This is a genomic window from Rhodococcus sp. OK519 (assembly GCF_003051005.1).
Taxonomy (GTDB): Bacteria; Actinomycetota; Actinomycetes; order Mycobacteriales; family Mycobacteriaceae; genus Prescottella.
Genome location: NZ_QAOW01000003.1, coordinates 479,232 through 499,676, shown reverse-complemented (window position 1 = coordinate 499,676; position 20,445 = coordinate 479,232). Strand labels below are relative to the sequence as shown.

The following is a 20,445-nucleotide window of genomic DNA, read 5'->3' as shown; positions in this document are numbered from 1 at the left end:
TCGGGTAGCCGAGAGTGTCGGCCGGCCGGGTCACAGACCGCGGGCATCGAGCCACATGGCGATGTGTTCGGCCACTGGGCGCCACTGTGTTCCGAGCATCATGTTGTGAGTTGTATGTGGAAGGATCTCGGCAGTCGTCCGGTAGGCCCGAGCGGTGGCGTGGATCTCGGCAGGGGAGAAGACCCTGTCGTCGGACCCGCCGAGCACCAGGATCGGCGCCGTCACGCGTTCCGGGCGGGGCAGGTCGAGGAACAACGTGTCGAGGACTGACCGTCGGCTCTCTTCGGTGAGCCGGGACGCGTACCGGGTGACCAGAATGTCGGACATGCCCGCAGGGAAGAAGGCCTCGCGGGCTACCGCCGGGAGACTGACGGTGTGCAGGGATCGCCCGGTGACGGCCGCCTTCACGTAGAGCCAAGGATGGACTCGGGCGCGGCGCACCAGTGACCGTGACGCGCCCCGCGGCGGCGTCGACGCGAGGAGGACCGCGGCGGGTGCGGTGTTGCTCTCGAGGTACTTCTGGACCACGAACCCGCCCATCGAATGACCGAGGAGGATCGGGCCGGATGGCAGACGGTCCGCCACTTTGCGGACGTCATCGACGTAGTCGGCCACCGAGAGTGAGTGCAGTGGCTTGGACGTCCGACTTCCGCCGTGACCGCGCAGGCTCACGGCGACCGCGCGGTAGCCGCGGGCGACGAAATACTCCAGGAAGTGCTCGTCCCAGCACCAGGCGCCGTGCCACGCGCCGTGGACGCACAGCACCGGAGTCGGGTGCCGACTGGTGGAGCGTCCCCGGTCGATGACTTCGAGCATCCAGTCCAGTGTGCGCCCAGTGAACGACTCCGGCCCGGTTCGTCGACGACGAACCGGGCCGGGTGGACGTGCGGAAGTGCTAGTCCATCGGTGTAGCGCGGTGGTAGCGGCCCTCGTGGTACAGCAGTGGGGCGGCGGCGGCCTCGTCGTCGTTCTCGTTGTGGAGGCGCGTGATCAGGCCGATCACCAGGGTGTGATCGCCGGCCGGGATCAACTGGTGGACCGTGGTGCGCATCCAGATGGGGGTGCCGTGCAGCACGGGCTCACCAGTCTCGAGCCGCGACCACAGCGACTCGTCGCTGAACCGCTGATCGGCGCTGCGCGAGAAGCGCTGCGACAGGTGCTGCTGGTGCTCCCCGAGCAGATGCACGACCACCGAATCGGCTGCGTGCAACGCGTTGATGCTCGACGAGCTGAGCGCGATGTTGAACGAGATGAGCGGCGGGTTCATCGACAGCGACGCGAACGACGTCGCGGTGAATCCGACCGGACCGTTCTCCGAATCGAGGGTCACGATGGTGACACCGGCCGGGTGGCGGCGCATCGCGGCCTTGTACTCGTCGTTGCTGATGCCCTTCGAGCCGTCGGCGGGAGCAACAGCAAGTTCGGGCGCGTTCTCGACAGACTGTGACAAGGCATTCTCCGATTCGAACCTGGTGGACTGCCGCCACTATAAGGCCAGGCTCACCGAGCGACCAGGTTCTCGTTCACTGAGCGGGCAACTACGTATCGAGGTCCTTCGGCGCCGTGACCGGTCAGTCCATGTCGATGGACAGACCCGCCGTGACACGGAGAAGTTCGGGGAACGTGGTGCGGAAGACGGTGTCAGGATGGCCGGCGGCCGCCCACAGTTCCGGATGGGCGGCGAGGGCGGTGTCCATGTAGGTCGGCAGATTCGTGGGGTGCCCCAGCGGCGCCACACCGCCGATCGGTTGCCCCGTCACCTCCCGCACGACGTCCAGCGGGGCACGCGTCAGGGTGCCCTGGAGTCGCGCGCCGGTCGCGTCGAGATTCACCTCGTGCGCGCCCGAGACCAGCAGCAACACCGGTTCGTCGTCGAGTAGGAAGATCAGCGACTTCACGATCGCGCCCCGATCCGCGCCCAGCGCCTCGGCGGCCTGCTCGGCGCTGTGAGTGGGGGCAGGCTGCGTGACGATGACACCGTGGTGACCGCGCGCGATCAAGGTGTCGGCGACGTGCGCCGCATTGGGATGCAGCAGCCTGGGCATGGATTCAGAGTAGGACTACTTCGCGGCGGGGGCAGGCGTATCGGCCGTCGAACCGGTGATCCTCTGTGACCGGAACGCGGTGAAGCCGAGGAGCAGGACGGCGCCGAGCACGGTGTAGAGCGCCACCGCCACCGCCGGCTGCGCCAGGCCGACGTTGTCGAAGTACACGATGCTGCGCACGCCCTCGGTCCCGGCGCCGGGCGTGATCCACTTGCCGATGGCCGCGTAGAAGCTGGGGATCACATTGGCGCCGAATGCGCCGCCGGCACTCGGATTGCCGAGCACCACGAACACCGCGATGGCCAGCGGGACGGCGAGGATGCCGACGGCGGCGCGTAGGCCCAGCGTGAACACGCCCGTTGCGAACACCACGCCAGTACCCAGGATCCACAGCGGGAACCAATGACCGGCAAAGGTGCCCAGTCCGTGGGTCGTGATGAGCGCGCCGAGTGCCCCCGAGACGACGGCGTACCCGAACATCACCGCGAGCTGGGCCCACGCCTGCCGCAGTGTCGCCGGCGCTCCGATGATCAGTCCGATGGCTGCCGCCAGCAGATAGCCGCCGACGACCCAGCCGATCGACAGGTAGAAGCCCGACAGTCCGCGGTTGTCGTGGGCGCCGACGGGGATCTCGTCGCGCACCACGATCTGGCGGTGCTGGGTCTCCGAGACCTGCTCGAAGATCGACTCGAGCGCCGACGCGATCGAACTGCCGCCCGCGCTCGCGGTCATCAGTGTGTCGGTACCGGTCGGTTCGATCACATACGCGCCCTGGATCTCCCGATCGCGAAGCAGACGCCGCACCTCCGCGGTGTCGGATGCGGTGCGGGCGTCGACGGGATGGCCGTCGAGCGCGTTGAGCTTGTCGACGGACTGCTGACCGATGCCGTCGGGCAGTCCAGGCCCGGCGACGACGGCGACCGTGATGTCCCGCGGTGTCGGCTGATGGAACGCCGCCACGTAGCTGAGGATGAATCCGAGCTGCAGCGCGAGCACTCCGACTACCAGCGCGGCCATCACCTTGCGGCTGCCGAACCGCTCGAGCGGGCCTGTGGGCAGCGGTGCGGCCGATGTCGGGGCCTGTGCGGCGGAGTCGGGTTCGGTGGTGGTCGATGTGGTCACGGGTGTCCTCGAGTCGGAGTGGTTCCGCGCGGTTGTCGATACCGTGGGTATTGAATACCCTAGGTATCGTGACTGGTAGTCGTCAAGACGAGATGCCCGCAGTAGCGCGGCCAGGGCGCGATGTGGTGCGAACGCGCATCCTCGACGCCGCCGCCGACGAGTTCGCCGAGCAAGGGTTCGCCGGTGCCAAACTCGCCGAGATCGCCCGCCGCGCCGGATTCACCAAAGGGGCCGTGTACTCGAACTTCGAGTCCAAACAGGACCTGTTCGCGGAACTGTTCGCGCAGCGCTCCCTCGAACTCGCGGGCCGGGTCCTCGCCGAGATCTCCGGCCTCGACCTGGCAGACGCCGTCGGGCGCGGCGGTGCCGAGATCGCGTCGGCGCTCACCGCCGATCCGGGATGGTCGCTACTCGTCCTCGAGTTCGGGGTCCAGGCGGGCCGTGACCCGATCGTCGAACAGGCGTATCTACGCGAACGTCGTTATCTGCGCGGCAAACTCGTCGAGCTGATCGGCGAACGGGCGCGCGAGTGGGCTGTCGACATCGACGTCCGAACCACCGCGATCTCGTTGATGGCACTCATCTCCGGGCTGGTCCTCGAACATTCCGTCGACCCTGAGGAAGTCGACGAACGCACGATGGGCGAGGCCGTGACCGCGTTGTTCGCCGGGGCCGTGGCGCGCGCCGACCGTCCTCAGTAGGTCGGGAACCCGCCCTCCGGGCCGAGCATCCGGTCGAGTCGAGTGCAGGTGATTCGTGCGAGTTCCGTTGTCCTGACGTGCCGTTCGGTGTCGAGGGTGTTCGTCATACGTGCCGTCAAGTCGGCGAGCAGCGCCCGGCCGTTACGTCCGTCCGAGCACCACACGTACCGGAAACCGAACCGCGCTTCGTACGCAGCGGATGCCTGGTCGAGCGTGCTCATCACGGCAACATCCTCGACCCACACCGAGCACTGCTCCCGGAACGACGCCAGGCTCCCCGCCCGCGCCCCGACCCGCGGATGGCCCTGCAGCGCCTGCGCGATCTCGGACTCGGGCAACGCGTGCAACTCGGAGTCGGCGAACGCGAGGAGTTCGCTGTGCGACGCGTACGCGCGGCCGTCGGCGATCCGTGCCGACCACGGCAGGCAGCAGCAGCATTCGAACAGCGCGTGCACGGCTCGACTGCGGGGCAGATCGTTGAACCGATCGAGACCGATTCCCTGGTGCATAAGCATGCGCAACCTCTCTCGACGTCGCGGAGATGCCACGTGCGGGCGATTCGATCATGCACCTCTCGAGGGTTGAAGCCAGCCGGTCTGCGCGGATTTTGCGCACATTTAACGAGTCGAGCGTGGATCGGTGGAGAACCGCGGGGATGGCCGGCGTCGTCCTGGCGGTCACCCGTCCGGCGAGGCTCGAGCGGTAGATCGGGCGGGGAGTCCGAACGGGATGAGATCGCGCGTATCGCCACTAGGTTCGCCTCGGGCTGGGAGGATTTCGGTGTCCGCGTCGAGTGCGACTGGAGGACGACATGCGCGTCACACGCATCACGGCCAATCTTCGTGTTCCGGATGTCGGTGCGGCCAAACGCTTCTACACGGACTATCTCGGTTTGAGTACCGAGGAGTTCGACATGGGCTGGGTGGCCCGCTTCGCGTCACCGGACACCGGGGTGAGCGTCCAGTTGGTCACGCGCGATGCGTCCGCGCCCGAGGATTCTGTGGTGTCGGTGCACACCGACGACGTCGACGCTGCATACGCGCAGGCGCGCAGACTCGGGTACGAGATCGTGTACCCGTTGACCACCGAGCCGTGGGGTGTGCGCAGATTCTTCGTCCGTGCGCCGGACGGCAACATCCTGAACATCGTGCGGCATCGCGACTGACGACGCCCGAAGCGAATCGGAGGAGTGCAGATGAGTTCGGTGAACCTCAGCAAGCAGCACCCGGACGCCTACAAGCAGTTGATCGTCCTCAACGGGCAGGCCGATGCCGCAATCGAAGCGTCGGGGCTGGACCCGCTCCTGGGAGAACTGGTCAAGATCAGGGTGTCGCAACTCAACGGGTGCGCATTTTGCCTGCGCATGCACACCCGCGACGCCATATCCCAGGGGGAGACGAGCGACCGGCTGGCGGTGATCGCGGCCTGGTGGGAATCGCAGTACTTCACGCCGGCTGAGCGTGCCGCGCTCGCTCTGGCGGAGCAGGTGACCCGGCTGTCGGTGCCGGACACCCGGGTGTGGGACGACGGTTCGCTGAACGAGCAGCAGGTGTCGGCGGTGAGTTGGCTCGCGATCGTGATGAACGCGTGGAACCGCGTCGCGATCACCAGCCACTATCCCGTCGCTCCCTGACTCTGGTGTGCCCGACGCCGCCAAGTTACTCTTCGGTAATGACGGAACAGCAGAGCTGGAAAGCGTTCACGGTCGAGCGCAAGGACCACGTCGCGCAGGTGACGCTCATCGGCCCCGGCAAGGGCAACGCGATGGGGCCGGACTTCTGGGAGGAACTCCCCGGCATCTTCGCCGAACTCGACGCGGACCCCGAGGTCCGTGCCGTCGTACTGGCGGGATCGGGCAAGCACTTCTCGTTCGGCCTCGACCTGCCGGCGATGAGCGGGGGCTTCGGCGCCGTGCTCGCGGACAAGGCTCAGGCCGGTCCGCGCACCGACTTCCACAACCTGATCAAGCGCATGCAGTCCGGCATCAACGCCGTCGCGGACTGCCGCAAGCCCGTCGTCGCCGCGATCCAGGGCTGGTGCATCGGCGGCGGTGTCGACTTGATCACGGCCGCCGACATCCGATACGCAAGTGCCGACGCGAAGTTCAGCATCCGCGAGGTCAAGGTTGCTATCGTCGCCGACATGGGCAGCTTCGCCCGCCTGCCGGCGATCATCGGCGACGGGCATCTGCGTGAACTGGCGCTGACCGGCAAAGACATCGACGCGGCCCGCGCGGAGAAGATCGGACTGGTCAATGACGTGTTCGAGGATGCCGACGCGGTGCTCGCCGCGGCACACGCGACCGCCGCCGACATCGCGGCCAACCCGCCGCTCGTGGTGCACGGCATCAAGGACGTGCTCGACCACAGTCGTTCCGCGGCGGTGAACGACAGCCTGCGTTACGTGGCCGCGTGGAATGCGGCCTTCCTGCCGTCGGAGGACCTCACCGAGGCGATCACGGCGGTGTTCCAGAAGCGTCCCCCAGAGTTCAAGGGGCACTGACCGCGATGTGACGAGCGACGGCGGGGTCGGACATGACCGAGGAATCTCGAGACATCGATCCCGCCGCCGCGTCCGGGCCGCAGGTTTCGTTCACCCACCGCCAGATCCTGGCGATCCTCAGCGGCCTGCTGCTCGGCATGTTCCTCGCCGCGCTCGATCAGACCGTCGTCGCGACGGCGATGCGCACGATCGCCGACGACCTCGACGGCTATGCCCTGCAGGCGTGGGTGACCACCGCGTACCTCATCACCGCGACCCTCGTCACCCCGCTGTACGGCAAGCTGTCCGACATCTACGGCCGCAAACCGTTCTTCATGGCCGCAATCGTGCTTTTCGTGCTCGGTTCTGTGCTGTGCACGTTCGCCCAGTCGATGTACATGCTCGCGGTGTTCCGGGCCATCCAGGGCCTGGGCGCCGGTGGCCTGTTCTCGCTGGCGCTCGCGATCGTGGGCGACATCGTCTCGCCCCGGGAACGCGCCCGCTACCAGGGCTACTTCCTCGCTGTGTTCGGCACGTCGAGCGTGCTCGGCCCGGTGATCGGCGGCGTGCTGGCGGGACAGCCGTCGATCCTGGGCATCGCCGGGTGGCGGTGGGTGTTCCTCGTCAACGTCCCCATCGGCATGCTCGCGCTCGCGGTGGTGTGGCGGGTGCTGCACCTGCCGCCGGTGCACCGGGCCATACGGATCGACTGGTGGGGCGCGCTCGTCCTCGCGATCGGCCTGGTTCCGATCCTGGTGGTCGCAGAGCAGGGGCGCGAGTGGGGCTGGACCAGCCCGAAGTCGTTGACCTGCTACGCGATCGGCGTCGTCGGCGTGCTGGGTTTCGTCGTCGTCGAATACTTCATGAAGGACGCGGCACTGTTCCCGCTGCACTTCTTCCGCGGCCAGACGTTCGCGCTCGGCGTGCTCATCAGCTTCCTCGTCGGCGCCGTGATGTTCGGTGCCATCACCGTCATCCCGCAGTACCTGCAGGTGGTGAAGGGCTCGAGTCCCACCGTGGCGGGCTTCCAGATGCTGCCCGCGGTGCTCGGCATCGCGATCGGGTCGGTGCTGTCCGGTCAATTGATCGCCAAGACCGGCCGCTATCGCATCTTCACGATCGTCGGTGCTGTGCTGATCGCGGTCGCGGCCCTGCTGCTGCACACGGTGACCGCGCAGACCAGCCTGCCGATGTTCATGACCTTCATCTTCGTGCTCGGACTGGGCTTGGGAAATCTGCTGCAACCATTGACCCTGGCGATCCAGAACGCGTTGCCGCCCAGGGACATGGGCGTCTCGACGGCCGCCGCCACGTTCTTCCGGCAGATTGGCGGCACGCTCGGTGTCGCGCTGTTCCTGTCGATCCTCTTCGCGCAACTGACCCCGGCGATCACGACTCAACTGCACGACGCCGCCGCGTCACCGGAGTTCCAGCAGGCCGTCGCGGCCGGCGTGAACAGTTCGAACCCGGTGGAGGCCGAAATCGCGCGCGGCTTGATGAGCGGCGACCCGAGCGCGGCGAGTGCCGCGATGAACGACACATCCTTCATCGAACAGTTGAATCCCACCCTCGCGGCACCGTTCAAGGACGGCTTCGCGGCGGCCTTCGAGGCGATCTATCCGCCGGTTGTCGTCCTCGCCGTCGTCGCGCTGGTGCTGATCCTCATCTGGCGCGAGGTGCCGCTGCGGAAGAAGTCGGGTGTCGACGACAGTGGATCGGGTGTCACTCGAGCAGGCGGCGATTAGTGCTGGTCAATTTCGTTGGCAGAGTCGCTCAACATCGAAATTGGCGTCGTTCCTACCCTGATGCGCTCCAAGGTGTCAGCTGCGTGGCCGTCGGGTTTTGGACTACGAATGCAACCGAGTGCTTGGCACGGGTTACGGCCACGTAGAGCCCACACGCGGTTTTCGGCTTGAGCTCAGTCCCCTTTGTGAGGAAGTCAGTGACGGACTTCGGCGGATACACGACTACTCGATCGAAGGTCAGCCCCTTCACCGTCCCAAAATTGCGAAACGGCAGATCGACGTTACGTGCTGTGGCGATGCTGTCTCGTAACGCCTGCGGTTTGAACCGCGTCAAGTAAGCGGCCGTGTCGGCCTCGGTGAGAGCGAACACCCCATCGTGGCCGGTGAGCTCTGTCTGTTTCGAGACTGTCGGTTCGAAACAGAACTCGGTTGGGAAGAGTGTGTCGGAGAAGTCGGCGATCACTTGGTTGGCGCGCCAGGTTTCCTGGTTGTGCTGGACGTCGAGAAGACCTGAGGCGCGGTGCAGTTCGAACCAGTCGAGCATCTTCACGCCTCGAAACTTCTTGAGATTCGGGTCCCGAGGGTTGGTATCGAACACCGATTGCCGAACGTCGCCCACCATGTGGACGTCGACGTCGGCGGCTTTCATGAGCTGTTCGACGATGAGGAGGTCGCACCCGGTCAGGTCCTGCACCTCGTCGATGTAGATCTCGTCGTAGATGTGGGAAAGGCGGTCGACGACAGCGCCATTGCTCGCCGCGGACACGTCGCAGGCCAGCCTCGACAGATGGAGCCGATACGCTCGCCCCTCTGCGTCGAAGAATCGCGCCGGTCCCTCGGCGTATCTTCCGCCTACGGGCTGGCCGTCAAAGTTGAAGCCGCGGAGGCGCTGTTCAGGAAACTGCAGCGGTAGATACGGGCGGATGCAGTGTTGAAGTAGAAACGTAAACCAACCCATGACCTCGGGTGCTGTTCCTGGTGTACAGGCTTGCCGGAGTCGTCCCTGGAGCTCGGCTTGTCCGGTTTGGGTTAATGTCAATGCGAGGCGGCGTACGTTCGGTGCTCCGCCTGCGCAGGCATCGACGATTGACTGCGTCTTGCGGGAGCCAGCGACGGCGAGAGTGACTCGGTTCATTCGACGAACTCGATCGCTTTCATCAGATAGTCCGGGAACGTGATCGAAGTTTCCGATTCGGCCAGTGTCAAGGCAGCGTCGGTCTTGTGGCCGGTCATCCAGTCGAGGGTGGATTTCGTGGCATCCGCAATCGGCAGAAGTGCTCGCAAGACGGCGTCGCCATTGGCGTGAATCAACTGAGGTTCGAGGGTCTTGCCATCGGCAGGTTCCCCGATGAATAGTTCCCGCTTCCCGGGGAGGAGATGGGCTGCAACCTTCTCCTCCCAGTGACTTGGCGGCTGACCGTCGTTGTCTCGGATCCCAGCGACCTGACGGCCGACTGCTGCGGAGAGCTCCAGGGCTCGAGCCAAGGCAACCCCGGCCATGGACAGTACGTCGATCCCAGCTTCGATGGGTGCCTTGCCGTGCTTGTCGCGGAAGGCGCGTTCGAAGAGCATCTCGTCGCACGGGCCCTCCACGAGGACGAGTTTGTCCGCCAAAACGATCCGGAGGGTATCGAAGCCGGAGAGACGCTTGAAGTAGCGAACGGTGTCTGCAGTGATCGCAGAGAACGTTGTCGGTGTTCCCGCGTGCAGGAGTCGGAGCTTGTCGAGCCCAAGCCGGTTGAGAACGTAGGAACTGTGTGTGGTGATGAAAACCTGCCGTTCGCCTGCAAGCGCCTCGATGCGAGCGATCAGGCTTGTAAGGCTGGTGTGGGACAGGTGATTCTCCGGCTCCTCGATCAGAACGTAAGCCGTGGTACCAGCCGAGCGGTTCATCGCGAGCGCCACCTTGATCGCGGCTTGCGGACCCTGGCCCGCAAGGGCAAACGGGATCTCACCAACGTGTGGGACAACGCCCGCTTCCCAAGATGCGCTTGATGACTGATCCATCTGCAGGGCGAGATCTTTTTCATGGAGTCTGGTGCTAGCAGTGGCGATGCGTTGGTTCACCTCGGAAAGCGCAGTCTCCGAAATGTTGTGCCGTGCGCTACGGTGCGCTACTGAGATTGCAGCTCGCTCCTTAGCCTCGACGAAGTCACCGAGCATCTCGCGCATGTGGTAATCGACACCTGTTGTCGACCGGATAGTTCGCGAGTCGATGAAGGAGACCCCCAGTCCCTTCGGGCGGCGGCGGATTGTTGCACCGGCGAAATCTTGCCACTCCACCTCGTAGTACTCGACAGGGATGATGTCGGGTCGGTCTGGGGCATTGAGATAGTCGGTGAATTCCTGGGCGTAGTCGGTCGACGGCTTGATGTGGACGCGCAGGCCTGGTGCGTCCGTGGCTCGGGAATTGTAGACGCCGCGGAGGACGTGGATGTCCGGGTTCGACTGGCTGAGAAAGAGTTCGATGAGGATCTCAGGGGCCTCGGGGGAACTCCCGCCGGTAAGCGCAGTGAAGTAGTCGGCCACCAATTGTTGGTTGAACCAGTACGGGTTGAGTTGTTCTTCAGCCCAGCGGCCGTCGACACGCCCCGTGAGAGCCAGACTGATCGCCTCCAGGAGGGTCGACTTGCCAGCCTCGTTGCCGCCCACGACGATATTGAGTCCCGCCGAGGGCTCCATCTCGAAGTCCTGCAAGAGGCGGTAGCCCCGGACGACGATGCGCTCAATCATGTGTTGACCTCTTTGTCCCCTGTTTGGGCGTCGGCGCCCATCCAGCAATCTTGCATTGAAGCACGGGATTCCGGCAGGCGATGCTGCGAATCGCCGGGAGTGGCGAAGATAATTGCTGATAGAAGAAAGTGCGATACGTGGGATCACGTCTGACTGGAGAAGGCTGCGGTGAGCGGCATCGAAACTGCCTCGGCAGTAGCTCGCTCAAGGCAGACTTCGGCCATGACGACCCCAGATCCGTTCTTGCGGATGCCGAACGCTTCGCTCAATCTGCCCTCGGACTTGACTGGTGACGAGCGACTTCACGCCGCATTCGAGGCGGTGTACGACTACATGAATCTCCACGCGATGGCGTGGCCAGCCAGGAACGCTAGTGGAAATCTGGTGCCGCCGCCTCCCGAACACGTCCTTCATGAATTGGCTCACTCGTACGAACTCGCTGACGAAGTAGATCTTATGGTCAACCCCCGGCTAGGTACAGTCGCGTTCCTATCGAGCCTACCCAAGTGCGATTTTTGTGGTGTGACCGCGCGCTATGACGCCCAAATCCAGATAGGCGACCGTAGCGGGGGCGCATATCTGTGCGATGACCATTACCGAGAGTTCGGGTCCGGCGCACTCGGGGCCACAGGTGATACCTATCTGATGTTGATCTCCGAGGTTCCTGACGAGGTGCGGGAGATCTGCAATCAGATCTGTGCGGATCGGGGGAGGGACCCGATTTCCTAGTTGAGTCATCCTTCGGTGACCTTCCAGAGTGCGTACGCGCGGAGTGGCATGGTTTGAGATGTGGATGGATTCGCGTGCAGGCGACCCGCGGTCTCGCAACCTCGGTCCACCCGTCGTGCCGGCCAGCCACTTCAATCGACTTGATATCCGTATCGGGTCGACGCCCGAACGCCGCTTTGCCGGACAGTGCAAAACGGAACCGGCCAGGGCTCAGTCGGGGTGGCCGAATGCGGCCGGAGAAGGCCGATGAGCAGAATGCCCGATTCGGCGCTACCTTGCACGAGGTGAGTAGCGGGGCATGGTCCTGCAATTGACGGAGAGGGCCATTTTAGTGTCCGGGGAGTTCGGGAGAAGTCATTGAAGCATCCATGGAGCGGCAAAGCGCAAGAATGGTTCTCCGAGCAAGTGACTAAGCGACGCTTTGTTATCGGGGGGTCTGCAGTCGTCGCGGCGGTGCCAACTGCTGCTTTCTGGTGGTTCAACGCTCGCGGGGTCTTCGAGTTGGCTGGATTCTGGGCGACTGTGTGCGCTTTGTCGTTTGCTGTGGTCATCTACATCCTCACAGCGAAAGATACCGAGAAGACTCACGACAAGATCGAGGCGCTGGCGACCCAGATCGCGATCCTCACCGATATTGGAAGTCTAGATCAGGGACAGGCTCAGGCAGCTCAGGCTGTCATTGAATTGAGTGACCCTGGGTCCAGCTACCGCGAGTACGTTGACGCGCTGACGGACGAGTATCCGCTACCAGAGAGGGCGATAGTATCCATACGGCGGGCGGGCGAGGGGAGGGGGAACTTTCCGGTCATTATCGAGACCGAGCGTGGTCGTCGATACAGTGTTTGGAGGGGGGGCCGTGGCGGTGGCTTCACGGTCACGAAATTGCCTCCAATTGCGGAAAGCGACTCTGTCACGGCATGGCGGGTACCTGGGTGAGACGTTAGGAGGCTTCAAACCAAATATGCACGGAACTGAAGACGCAAAGCGGATCGTCGTTGAACGTGGCCGTAGTGTAGTGCGTCATTTTCTCGTGATCATCTGCCAGTCGCCTTTTTGCGCCGTACCGTTTAACGGTCTCCATGTGATGTAGACAGGCTCGCGAACCGAGGAACGAGCATTCGAAGGGGGACGCGGCGCGCTCAGATCCGCCGCATCACCGAGACCACCTTGCCGAGGATGACGGCCTCGTCGCCGTCGATGACCTCGTAGGCGGGGTTGCGGGGCTCGAGGAACACGTGGCCGTTTCGTCGGCGCAGCACCTTCACAGTGGCCTCGCCGTCGATCATCGCGGCCACGATCTCGCCAGAGTGAGCCTCGTCCTGGCGGCGCACCACGACGGTGTCGCCGTCGCAGATCGCGGCGTCGACCATCGACTCGCCGCGCACCCGCAGCGCGAAGACGGTGCCCGAGCCGACGAGTTCGCGCGGCAGCGCCAGCACCTCGTCGGTGTGCTCCTCCGCGAGGATCGGTGCGCCGGCCGCGATGTCGCCGACGACGGGAACGGTCACCGTGTTCTCCGACGCGCGGCCCGGGGCCGAACCGGCGAGGAACGGGCGGACGTCGAGCTGTCGGGTCATCGCGCCGCCGCGGCGCAGGAACCCCTTGTCCTCCAGGCTCTTCAGATGCTTCGACACCGACGACGTCGAGCGCAACCCCACCGTGTCCGCGATCTCACGGGTACTCGGCGGGCACCCGTGGGCGTCCGCCCAGTCGCGGATCGTCACCAGGATCCGCTGCTGGCGGGACGGCAGGGTGGAGGCGTCGAGGCCGCCGAACATGTCGAGATCGTCGTAACCGGTCACCCGGCAAATCGTAGTGGGGGAGTCGGACGGCCCCGAAAACAGCAGCGACAGTGAAGGGGTGGGACCACGATCGTGGTCCCACCCCTTCACCTGGAAAGCGTCAGTGTCCGCCGTTGGCCTTCAGGCGCTCGACAGCCTCCGTGATGACCTTCTCGGCCTCGGCGCGACCGACCCAGTCGGCGCCCGTGACGTGCTTGTTCGGCTCGAGATCCTTGTAATGCACGAAGAAGTGCTGGATGGCGTCCAGCTCGAACTGTGCGACATCCGCGAGATCCTGGATGTGATCCCAACGCGGGTCACCCGCGGGAACGCACAGGACCTTGTCGTCGCCGCCGGCCTCGTCGACCATCTTGAACATGCCGACCGGGCGTGCCTCGACGAGGACACCGGGGAAGACCGACTCGGGCAGCAGCACCATCGCGTCCAGCGGATCGCCGTCCTCGCCGAGGGTGTTCTCGATGTAGCCGTAGTCGGCCGGGTACCCGAAGGAGGTGTAGAGGTAGCGATCCAGCTTCACGCGGCCGGTCTCGTGGTCGACCTCGTACTTGTTGCGCTGGCCCTTGGGGATTTCGATGGTGACGTCGAACTCCACGTCATGTCCTCACTGTCTGGGTCTTCTGGCTGTCTGCCTCTGCCGCCTGGGTAGACGGTTCGGGAAAAGGGTAGCGGGTCGGCGATACTGTGTGATGCGGGTGCCGGAACCTTGTGGGACCTCGCTCGAGACGATCTGGATAGTCCGTCGAAACGGCGGCGAGAGATTTCGGAGGGACGTTGGCGGGCGAGGGAAAGAAGAGGATCGGCGCGCTGGCCGGTCGCCGACGCCGAAATGTTCGGATCCTGATTTCGCTTGCCGTCGTGCTGATCCTCGCGGTCGCCGGACTGGCGATCGTCCTCGTCCAGCGGGACACCGCCACCGCCTCCGACGGCGCCGCGACATCCGCGCAGCCGTCGCCGGTCACCGCGACACCGCAGGTAGTGCCCGTCCCCGACGACGCCCCGATGCCCACGCGGGAGGCGCTCGGTGCGGTCCTCGCCCCGCTGGTGTCGAATCCGGCGCTCGGTGCGTTCACCGGCGTCGTCGCCGACGCGCAGACCGGCACGACGCTGTGGAGCCAGAACCCCGACGCCCCGATGACGCCGGCGTCCACCGCCAAGATCCTCACCGCGGCCGCCGCGATGCTGTCCCTGGCCCCGGAGCACCGCGTCGAGACGCGCGTCGTACAGGGCTCGCGTCCGGGCGAACTCGTGCTGGTCGGCGGGGGAGATCCCACCCTGACGGCGCAGCCCGTCGGGCAACCCAGCTACTACCCGGGGGCGCCCCGCGTCGCCGACCTCGTCGAACAGATCCGCCGCGCCGGCACCGAGGTGGACAGCATCGTCGTCGACACCAGCGCCTACACCGGCCCGACGATGGCGCAGGGCTGGATGCCCGAGGACGTCGCCGCCGGCTACATCGCGCCCATCGAGTCGCTCATGATCGACGGCGCGCGGATCGACCCCTTCGCCGACGAGTCGCCGCGCAGTGCCACCCCCGCGCTCGACACCGGCCGCGTCCTCGCGCAGGCCCTCGGCATCGACCCCGCCCGCGTCACCGTCGGCAAGGCCGAATCGGGTGCCGCGCCCGTCGCCAGCGTGCTGTCCGCGCCACTGCGCGACCGCCTCGGCGTCATGATGCGCAGGTCCGACAACGTGCTCGCCGAGGCCATCGCCCGCGAGGTCGCCGTCGCCGAGAACGCCGAACAGTCGTTCGCGGGTGCTACCGCCTCCATCGGCCAAGCGCTGTATGACGCGGGCTTCAAGATGGACGGGCTGACCCTGCACGACGGCAGCGGGCTGTCGGTCGACGACCGCATCCCGTCGCGACTGCTCGCCGACGTCCTGACCGCCGCGGCGGGCGACACCAAGCCGCAACTGCGCCCCATGCTCGACGACCTGCCCGTCGCCGGTGCCACCGGCACGCTGTCCGACCGGTACGCGTCGGGCGATCGTTCAGGCGCGGGCTGGGTGCGCGCCAAGACGGGAACTCTTTCCGTCGCGAGCGTGTTGACGGGGTACGTCGTCGACGTGGACGGCCGGGTACTGACGTTCGCGCTGATGTCGAACGATCGTCCGCCAGAGGTGAGCCGTCCCGCACTCGACGCGGTGGCGGGCGCGCTGCGTCTGTGCGGATGCAGGTGAATGAGCGGGTAACAACCGGAGGTGGGTCGGGACGTGACGGAATCTGAGCACGGATTCGCGAACACGGTGGACTGGGGTATCGCCGCGCGCGCCGGCGCGCGGCTGGCTCCGGCCGGACCCGCCACGTCCCGCTACACCGCGGAGGCCGTCGTCGCGGAACTCGCGCAGGCGTCGATCCGGGCGGAGGGACCGGTCCGGGACGTCACCCGACTCGCGGACGGCCTGCCGATCCCCGAGGCACAGGTACTGGACCGGGCCGGCTGGATTCACGCGGCTGCGCAGTCGATGGCGCAGCTCACCGGCTCCGAACTCGATCCCGGGCAGCGGACACTGCTGGCCGGTAAGCCCGCCGGCTTGCAGGCAGGCGCGATGCTCGCGTTCCTGTCGTCGGCCATCCTCGGCCAGTACGACCCTTTCACCGGCGAGCACGGCGCACTGCTCCTGGTCGCGCCCAACGTGCTGCAGGTCGAGCGCACCCTGCGCGTCCCGCCCTCCGACTTCCGGCTGTGGGTGTGCCTGCACGAGGTGACGCACCGCGTGCAGTTCTCGTCGGCGCCGTGGATGGGCGACTACATGCGGCAGTCGGTCGCGACATTGGGAGAGTCCACCGACGAACCGATGACCGAGATGGTCACCAGGCTCTCCGGCGCGCTGCGGGAGCGGCGCCGCGGCGACGACCTGCCCGCCGACCAGCGGGGCGTCGTCGGACTGCTGCGCGCGACGCAGGCCGAACCGCAGCGCCAGGCCCTGGACCGGATGCTGATGCTGGGCACCGTCCTCGAAGGCCACGCCGACCACGTCATGGACGCCGTCGGTCCCGACGTGGTGCCGTCGGTGGTCCGCATCCGCAAGGCGTTCGACGCGCGCCGCCACCGCAAGAGCAACCCCGTCCAGCGTCTCGTCCGCGCGCTGCTCGGGATGGACGCCAAGATGGCGCAGTACGTGCGCGGCAAGGCCTTCGTCGACGCGGTCGTCGCGAAGGTCGGGATGGAGCAGTTCAACGCGATCTGGTCCGGCCCCGACACGATGCCCGTCGCCGCGGAGATCGACGATCCCGACCTGTGGATCACCCGGGTCCTGGGGTGACCGCGCGGGTCGTGCTCCCGGAGGAACCCGCAATCCTCGACGTCCGGCACGCGGTGCGCGCCTGGCTGTCGCGGCATCACCCCGCCGGGGCTGTCGTCGTGGCCCTCTCCGGCGGCGCCGACTCGCTCGCCCTCACCGCAGCGGCCGTCGCCGAGGCGCCGTCGGTGCGCGCCGTCGTCGTCGACCACCGACTGCAGGACGGGTCCGGGAAGGTTGCCGCGGTTGCGGCCGCGCGGGCCCTCGACCTCGGCTGCGCGGGCGCCGACGTCGTGCCTGTCGACGTCAGCGGGCCCGGGGGACTCGAGGCAGCCGCCCGGTCCGCGCGATACGCCGCCCTGGACGCCGCCCGCTCCGGGCACCCGGTGCTGCTCGGTCACACCCTCGACGACCAGGCCGAGACCGTCCTGCTGGGTCTGGCCCGCGGATCGGGCGGACGGTCGATCCGGGGAATGGCCGGCCACGACGCGCCGTGGGGGCGCCCGCTGCTGGGGGTGCGCCGCGATGTGACCCGCCGGGCGTGCGCCGAACTCGGCCTCGCGCCGCACGAGGACCCACACAACTCGGACCCCGCATTCACCCGCGTCCGCCTGCGTCACGAGGTGCTGCCGCTGCTCGAGGCCGCCCTCGGTGGCGGCGTCGCCGCGGCCCTCGCGCGGACCGCCGAGCACCTCCGCGAGGACGGCGAGGTGCTCGACGCCCTCGCGGAACAGACCGCCGCGTCCGCACGTGACGGAGACGACCTCGTGATCGAGTACCTCGTCGACGTCCCCGTCGCTGTGCGCCGACGGGCGCTGCGGCTGTGGCTGCTCGACAGTGGAGCGAAAGCATTGACCGACAAGCAGTTACGTGCCGTCGACGAGCTGATCGGCCGCTGGCGGGGCCAAGGCGGCGTCGCGCTCGGCGGCGGCAGGGTGGGAGTCAGGTTGGTTGCTTCCCGGCGGCGTGGCAGGCTGTCGGCGGGGTTCGTGAACGACTGAAGGGAATGCTCCGTGTACGAGGGCGACATCGCATCGGTACTGATCTCCGAGGACGGGATCAAGGAGCGCACGGCCGAACTGGCCGAGGCCGTCGCGGCCCGCTATGCCGACGAACCGATGCAGGACGATCTGCTGCTCGTGGGTGTCCTCAAGGGCGCGATCTTCTTCATGACCGACTTCGCGCGGGCGCTGCCTATCCCCACCCAGATGGAGTTCATGGCCGTCAGCTCGTACGGCTCGTCGACGTCGTCGTCCGGTGTCGTGCGGATCCTCAAGGACCTCGACAAGGACATCGCCGGCCGCCACGTGCTGATCGTCGAGGACATCATCGACTCCGGTCTGACGCTGTCGTGGCTGATGCGCAACCTCCGGACCCGCAACCCGGCGTCGCTCGAGGTCGTCACGCTGCTGCGTAAGCCCGACGCCGTCAAGGTCGACGTCGAGGTCGCGCACGTCGGTTTCGACATCCCCAACGAGTTCGTCGTCGGCTACGGCCTCGACTACGCGGAGCGCTACCGCGACCTGCCCTACATCGGCACCCTCGACCCCAAGGTGTACGGCGGATAGGTCCCCTGGGACACGACGCGTTCGAGCGCCCGCAGGTCCTCCTCGAGCAGGCGGAACAGCCAGTACACGAACACGAACGCGATGACGCCGCCGACGCAGAGCACCCGCACCGCGTAGATCACGACGGAGATCTCGTCGGGGGAAAGGAACGTCACCCCGGCGACTCCGATCAGCGGCACCGAGGCGGCCACCGCCAGGTACATGGTGCTGCGCCGGTCCAGTCCGCGGAGTCGGCGTTCGTCGCTGCTGCTGGCGATGCCGTGCGGGAGTAGCGACGGATACAGGCATCGAACCGCATAGAACGTGACCAGGAAGAACGGATAGGCGACGGCGATCGCGCCGCACACGATCTGCGACCCCAGGAAGTGCACGTACGCGCCTTGCGGGATGCTGCCCGCGGCGATCTGCATCGAGACCGGGAACGCGATCCCCGCGAAGAGCCACAGCGCGAAGACGACCGCGACGATCCGGTCACCCATCAGCAGGGTGTCGGCGCGGGCACGAGCGAGGGTCGCGGCGTCGTAGCTGCGGCCCTTCCGTAGACCGCGCGGCACCGAGATGACGTAGCGGCAGAAGTAGATGATCAACAAGAACCCCAACGGGAACAGGACACTGTTGATCACCTGTGAGATCTGGACGAACCGCTGCTGGGCGTCGGGGGAGAGTTCGCTGATGATCAGCGTCTTGTTGTGGTGATAGTTGTAGATCGCGGCCAGCGTGTTCGGCACACCCACACCCAGCGCGACGATCGGGATCATCCACGGCCGCAGCCGGTACCGCCAGCTGGTCGGCGGCGGATCGACCAGGTCACGGGCACGGGCGTCGAGGCACAGGTCGAACTGCTGCGCCAGCTCCGCCCCGGTCGTCCACCGATCGCTCGGGTCGGGGGCCAAGCAGGTCAGCAGGACGCGGCGCAGGGCCGCGGGGCAGTCGTCGGGCAATTCCTCCTGGAACTGCGGGTCGATGCTGCGGCGGCGCAGGGCGAGCATCCGCTCGAGCGACGTCGCCGACTCGCCCGCTCCCTGCTCGTCCTCGAAGGGCCGGCGTCCGGTGAGCAGTTCCCACAGCATCACGCCGAGCGCGTAGATATCGCTGCGGGCGTCCAGGTCGGTCGCCGAGCCCGACAGCTCCGGGTGGCACGCCTCCAACTGCTCGGGCGACATGTAGGCGAGCGACCCTCCGAAGTAGGCGACCGGACTGGTGCCGGCCACCCGGTCGCTGAAACTGATGTTGAAGTCTGCGAGCTTGGGGACACCCTCCGACGTCAGCAGCACATTCGCGGGCTTGATGTCGCGGTGCAGCACGCCGTGCTCGTACGCGTAGTCGAGAGCGTCTGCCAGACGTCGGCCCAGCCAGGCGACCGTCTCCGGCCAACTCAGCGTCGCGATCTCGTCGCGGACGCTGGAATCCGACGGCCGGATCTCGCCCTTGCGTTCGAGGACCGCGTCGATCGCTTCGAGTAGCACGCGACCCGACAGCGGGTGCTGGGGATCGGCCGGGTGCTCGCGGACGCGGCGCAGGACGTCCAGCAGGGTGCCGCCCGGGACGTACTGCATATACAGCAGCTTGAGTTCGCGGTCGGCCAGCAGTCGCTGGTCGAACACCCGCACGATGTAGTCGTGGTCCAGCTGGGCGAGGGTCTGCGGTTCGGTGCCGTGGTCGTGCGAGATCTTCACTGCCACCAACCGCTGCATGGAACGCTGCCGGGCCAGGAACACGCGGGCGAACGAGCCGCGGCCCAGCCCGGTGAGCAGGTCGAAGTCGTCGATGCTGTCGCCGACGTCCACCTGGTCGAGCGCGTGCTGCGCGCCCGGCTGCGCCACGAGCGTGCTGCGATAGTCGCCGGTGCCGTCGAGCAGATCCGCCAACCGGCCCGCGTGCTCGGGGAACTCACGCGCGTAGTCCACGGCATCGACGGTGTGCCCCCCGCGGCGACGCAGATGGAAGTCCTCGTAGATGAGATCCGCCGGCACCGGCTTCGTCCGCAGTTCCGGAAACTGTGCGCAGTACGACGACAGCGGCCTCGGCTGATCGGTGTGCAGCAACCGGTACTCGAGATCCACCTTGATCAACTCGACGAGCGCGGCGCGGCGCAACGCGTCACCGACCGGCAGGCCTCCGGGAAGGAAGGTGTCCAGGTCCGGAGTCGTGCCGTCGGTCGCCGACTCCCAAGCGGAGGCGAACCGGGCCACGACGTCGGCCAGGAACGACACGGTCTGCGTGCCCAGGTCGTTCGAAGGCCCGCCCATGACCGTCGATGCGGAGTTCGCGGCATCGGC

21 protein-coding genes are annotated in these 20,445 nt (G+C 66.5%); 11 read left to right on the top strand and 10 right to left on the bottom strand.

The window, feature by feature from the left end:
• Positions 1–30: 30 nt before the first annotated feature.
• The 4 genes from C8K36_RS12375 to C8K36_RS12360 all read right to left on the bottom strand — a co-directional run bounded on the left by C8K36_RS12375 (position 31) and on the right by C8K36_RS12360 (position 3,167).
• Positions 31–816 (bottom strand): alpha/beta hydrolase, encoded by a 786-nt coding sequence (locus tag C8K36_RS12375; protein WP_107984755.1) that lies wholly within the window; start codon positions 814–816, stop codon positions 31–33.
• Positions 817–895: 79 nt separating this feature from the next.
• Positions 896–1,450: a flavin reductase family protein gene (locus C8K36_RS12370; RefSeq protein WP_107984754.1), complete on the bottom strand. Its 555-nt coding sequence runs from the start codon at positions 1,448–1,450 to the stop codon at positions 896–898.
• Positions 1,451–1,571: 121 nt separating this feature from the next.
• A complete protein-coding gene (locus C8K36_RS12365; RefSeq protein ID WP_107984753.1) occupies positions 1,572–2,045 on the bottom strand; it encodes a YbaK/EbsC family protein in 474 nt (157 codons plus the stop codon).
• 15 nt (positions 2,046–2,060) lie between these two features.
• Entirely contained in the window at positions 2,061–3,167 is a 1,107-nt protein-coding gene (locus C8K36_RS12360; protein WP_420910875.1) for a hypothetical protein, read from the bottom strand.
• A 92-nt stretch (positions 3,168–3,259) separates the two neighbouring features.
• Here C8K36_RS12360 and C8K36_RS12350 point away from each other — a divergent pair, with 92 nt between their 5' ends.
• Complete coding sequence (locus C8K36_RS12350) at positions 3,260–3,868, top strand: TetR/AcrR family transcriptional regulator (protein WP_107984752.1); 609 nt, start codon at positions 3,260–3,262, stop codon at positions 3,866–3,868.
• On the opposite strand, the gene C8K36_RS12345 is transcribed toward C8K36_RS12350, so the two are convergent.
• Positions 3,862–4,383 carry a 2-oxo-4-hydroxy-4-carboxy-5-ureidoimidazoline decarboxylase gene (locus C8K36_RS12345; RefSeq protein WP_107984751.1) on the bottom strand — a complete coding sequence of 174 codons (522 nt, stop codon included), beginning with the start codon at positions 4,381–4,383 and terminating at the stop codon, positions 3,862–3,864. The two genes, C8K36_RS12350 and C8K36_RS12345, sit on opposite strands and share 7 nt — an antisense overlap.
• 296 nt (positions 4,384–4,679) lie before the next feature.
• Between C8K36_RS12345 and C8K36_RS12340 the strand changes: the two genes are divergently transcribed.
• The 4 genes from C8K36_RS12340 to C8K36_RS12325 are packed head-to-tail and all read left to right on the top strand — an operon-like array spanning position 4,680 to position 8,094.
• On the top strand, positions 4,680–5,033 hold the full coding sequence (locus tag C8K36_RS12340; RefSeq protein WP_181319518.1) for a VOC family protein: 354 nt from the start codon (positions 4,680–4,682) through the stop codon (positions 5,031–5,033).
• Positions 5,034–5,063: 30 nt separating this feature from the next.
• Positions 5,064–5,501 carry a carboxymuconolactone decarboxylase family protein gene (locus C8K36_RS12335; RefSeq protein WP_107984825.1) on the top strand — a complete coding sequence of 146 codons (438 nt, stop codon included), beginning with the start codon at positions 5,064–5,066 and terminating at the stop codon, positions 5,499–5,501.
• A gap of 38 nt (positions 5,502–5,539) precedes the next feature.
• Positions 5,540–6,370 (top strand): crotonase/enoyl-CoA hydratase family protein, encoded by an 831-nt coding sequence (locus tag C8K36_RS12330; protein ID WP_107984749.1) that lies wholly within the window; start codon positions 5,540–5,542, stop codon positions 6,368–6,370.
• A gap of 32 nt (positions 6,371–6,402) precedes the next feature.
• Complete coding sequence (locus C8K36_RS12325; RefSeq protein WP_107984748.1) at positions 6,403–8,094, top strand: MDR family MFS transporter; 1,692 nt, start codon at positions 6,403–6,405, stop codon at positions 8,092–8,094.
• A gap of 52 nt (positions 8,095–8,146) precedes the next feature.
• Here C8K36_RS12325 and C8K36_RS12320 read toward each other — a convergent pair whose 3' ends face one another.
• Both C8K36_RS12320 and C8K36_RS12315 read right to left on the bottom strand, forming a co-directional pair.
• Positions 8,147–9,229, bottom strand: coding sequence for a UvrD-helicase domain-containing protein (locus C8K36_RS12320; protein ID WP_107984747.1), 1,083 nt, complete (start codon positions 9,227–9,229; stop codon positions 8,147–8,149).
• On the bottom strand, positions 9,226–10,827 hold the full coding sequence (locus C8K36_RS12315; protein ID WP_107984746.1) for an ATP-dependent nuclease: 1,602 nt from the start codon (positions 10,825–10,827) through the stop codon (positions 9,226–9,228). The genes C8K36_RS12320 and C8K36_RS12315 overlap by 4 nt, the downstream gene beginning before the upstream one ends.
• 222 nt (positions 10,828–11,049) lie before the next feature.
• Here C8K36_RS12315 and C8K36_RS24545 point away from each other — a divergent pair, with 222 nt between their 5' ends.
• Both C8K36_RS24545 and C8K36_RS12305 read left to right on the top strand, forming a co-directional pair.
• Entirely contained in the window at positions 11,050–11,556 is a 507-nt protein-coding gene (locus C8K36_RS24545) for a hypothetical protein (protein WP_146176491.1), read from the top strand.
• Positions 11,557–11,913: 357 nt separating this feature from the next.
• Complete coding sequence (locus C8K36_RS12305) at positions 11,914–12,492, top strand: hypothetical protein (RefSeq protein WP_146176490.1); 579 nt, start codon at positions 11,914–11,916, stop codon at positions 12,490–12,492.
• A gap of 203 nt (positions 12,493–12,695) precedes the next feature.
• Here the strand turns inward: C8K36_RS12305 and lexA are convergent, their stop codons facing one another.
• Together lexA and C8K36_RS12295 are read right to left on the bottom strand one after the other, a co-directional pair.
• Positions 12,696–13,358, bottom strand: a complete 663-nt coding sequence (gene lexA, locus C8K36_RS12300; protein ID WP_107984743.1) for a transcriptional repressor LexA — start codon at positions 13,356–13,358, stop codon at positions 12,696–12,698.
• Positions 13,359–13,458: 100 nt separating this feature from the next.
• Positions 13,459–13,950 carry an inorganic diphosphatase gene (locus tag C8K36_RS12295; protein WP_107984742.1) on the bottom strand — a complete coding sequence of 164 codons (492 nt, stop codon included), beginning with the start codon at positions 13,948–13,950 and terminating at the stop codon, positions 13,459–13,461.
• 179 nt (positions 13,951–14,129) lie between these two features.
• Between C8K36_RS12295 and dacB the strand changes: the two genes are divergently transcribed.
• Genes dacB through hpt form a run of 4 tightly spaced genes read left to right on the top strand, consistent with a single transcriptional unit; the run spans position 14,130 to position 18,166 of the window.
• On the top strand, positions 14,130–15,536 hold the full coding sequence (gene dacB, locus C8K36_RS12290) for a D-alanyl-D-alanine carboxypeptidase/D-alanyl-D-alanine endopeptidase (RefSeq protein WP_107984741.1): 1,407 nt from the start codon (positions 14,130–14,132) through the stop codon (positions 15,534–15,536).
• Between the two features lie 33 nt (positions 15,537–15,569).
• Positions 15,570–16,622, top strand: a complete 1,053-nt coding sequence (locus tag C8K36_RS12285; RefSeq protein ID WP_107984740.1) for a zinc-dependent metalloprotease — start codon at positions 15,570–15,572, stop codon at positions 16,620–16,622.
• Complete coding sequence (tilS, locus tag C8K36_RS12280) at positions 16,619–17,599, top strand: tRNA lysidine(34) synthetase TilS (protein WP_107984739.1); 981 nt, start codon at positions 16,619–16,621, stop codon at positions 17,597–17,599. Before C8K36_RS12285 ends, tilS begins: the two co-directional genes overlap by 4 nt.
• A 12-nt stretch (positions 17,600–17,611) precedes the next feature.
• Positions 17,612–18,166, top strand: a complete 555-nt coding sequence (hpt, locus tag C8K36_RS12275) for a hypoxanthine phosphoribosyltransferase (RefSeq protein ID WP_107984738.1) — start codon at positions 17,612–17,614, stop codon at positions 18,164–18,166.
• Here hpt and C8K36_RS12270 read toward each other — a convergent pair.
• Entirely contained in the window at positions 18,127–20,415 is a 2,289-nt protein-coding gene (locus C8K36_RS12270) for a serine/threonine-protein kinase (RefSeq protein ID WP_107984824.1), read from the bottom strand. The two genes, hpt and C8K36_RS12270, sit on opposite strands and share 40 nt — an antisense overlap.
• Between the last annotated feature and the right edge of the window lie 30 nt (positions 20,416–20,445).

Bases quoted from the DNA above. Each gene is read 5' to 3' on its own strand.
- C8K36_RS12330 (WP_107984749.1), top strand. From the start codon at position 5,540: ATGACGGAACAGCAGAGCTGGAAAGCGTTCACGGTCGAGCGCAAGGAC.
- C8K36_RS12350 (WP_107984752.1), top strand. From the start codon at position 3,260: ATGCCCGCAGTAGCGCGGCCAGGGCGCGATGTGGTGCGAACGCGCATC.
- C8K36_RS12270 (WP_107984824.1), bottom strand. From the start codon at position 20,415: ATGGGCGGGCCTTCGAACGACCTGGGCACGCAGACCGTGTCGTTCCTG.
- C8K36_RS12340 (WP_181319518.1), top strand. From the start codon at position 4,680: ATGCGCGTCACACGCATCACGGCCAATCTTCGTGTTCCGGATGTCGGT.
- C8K36_RS12375 (WP_107984755.1), bottom strand. From the start codon at position 816: ATGCTCGAAGTCATCGACCGGGGACGCTCCACCAGTCGGCACCCGACT.
- C8K36_RS12345 (WP_107984751.1), bottom strand. From the start codon at position 4,383: ATGCTTATGCACCAGGGAATCGGTCTCGATCGGTTCAACGATCTGCCC.
- C8K36_RS24545 (WP_146176491.1), top strand. From the start codon at position 11,050: ATGACGACCCCAGATCCGTTCTTGCGGATGCCGAACGCTTCGCTCAAT.
- C8K36_RS12315 (WP_107984746.1), bottom strand. From the start codon at position 10,827: ATGATTGAGCGCATCGTCGTCCGGGGCTACCGCCTCTTGCAGGACTTC.
- C8K36_RS12365 (WP_107984753.1), bottom strand. From the start codon at position 2,045: ATGCCCAGGCTGCTGCATCCCAATGCGGCGCACGTCGCCGACACCTTG.
- C8K36_RS12320 (WP_107984747.1), bottom strand. From the start codon at position 9,229: ATGAACCGAGTCACTCTCGCCGTCGCTGGCTCCCGCAAGACGCAGTCA.
- C8K36_RS12325 (WP_107984748.1), top strand. From the start codon at position 6,403: ATGACCGAGGAATCTCGAGACATCGATCCCGCCGCCGCGTCCGGGCCG.
- C8K36_RS12335 (WP_107984825.1), top strand. From the start codon at position 5,064: ATGAGTTCGGTGAACCTCAGCAAGCAGCACCCGGACGCCTACAAGCAG.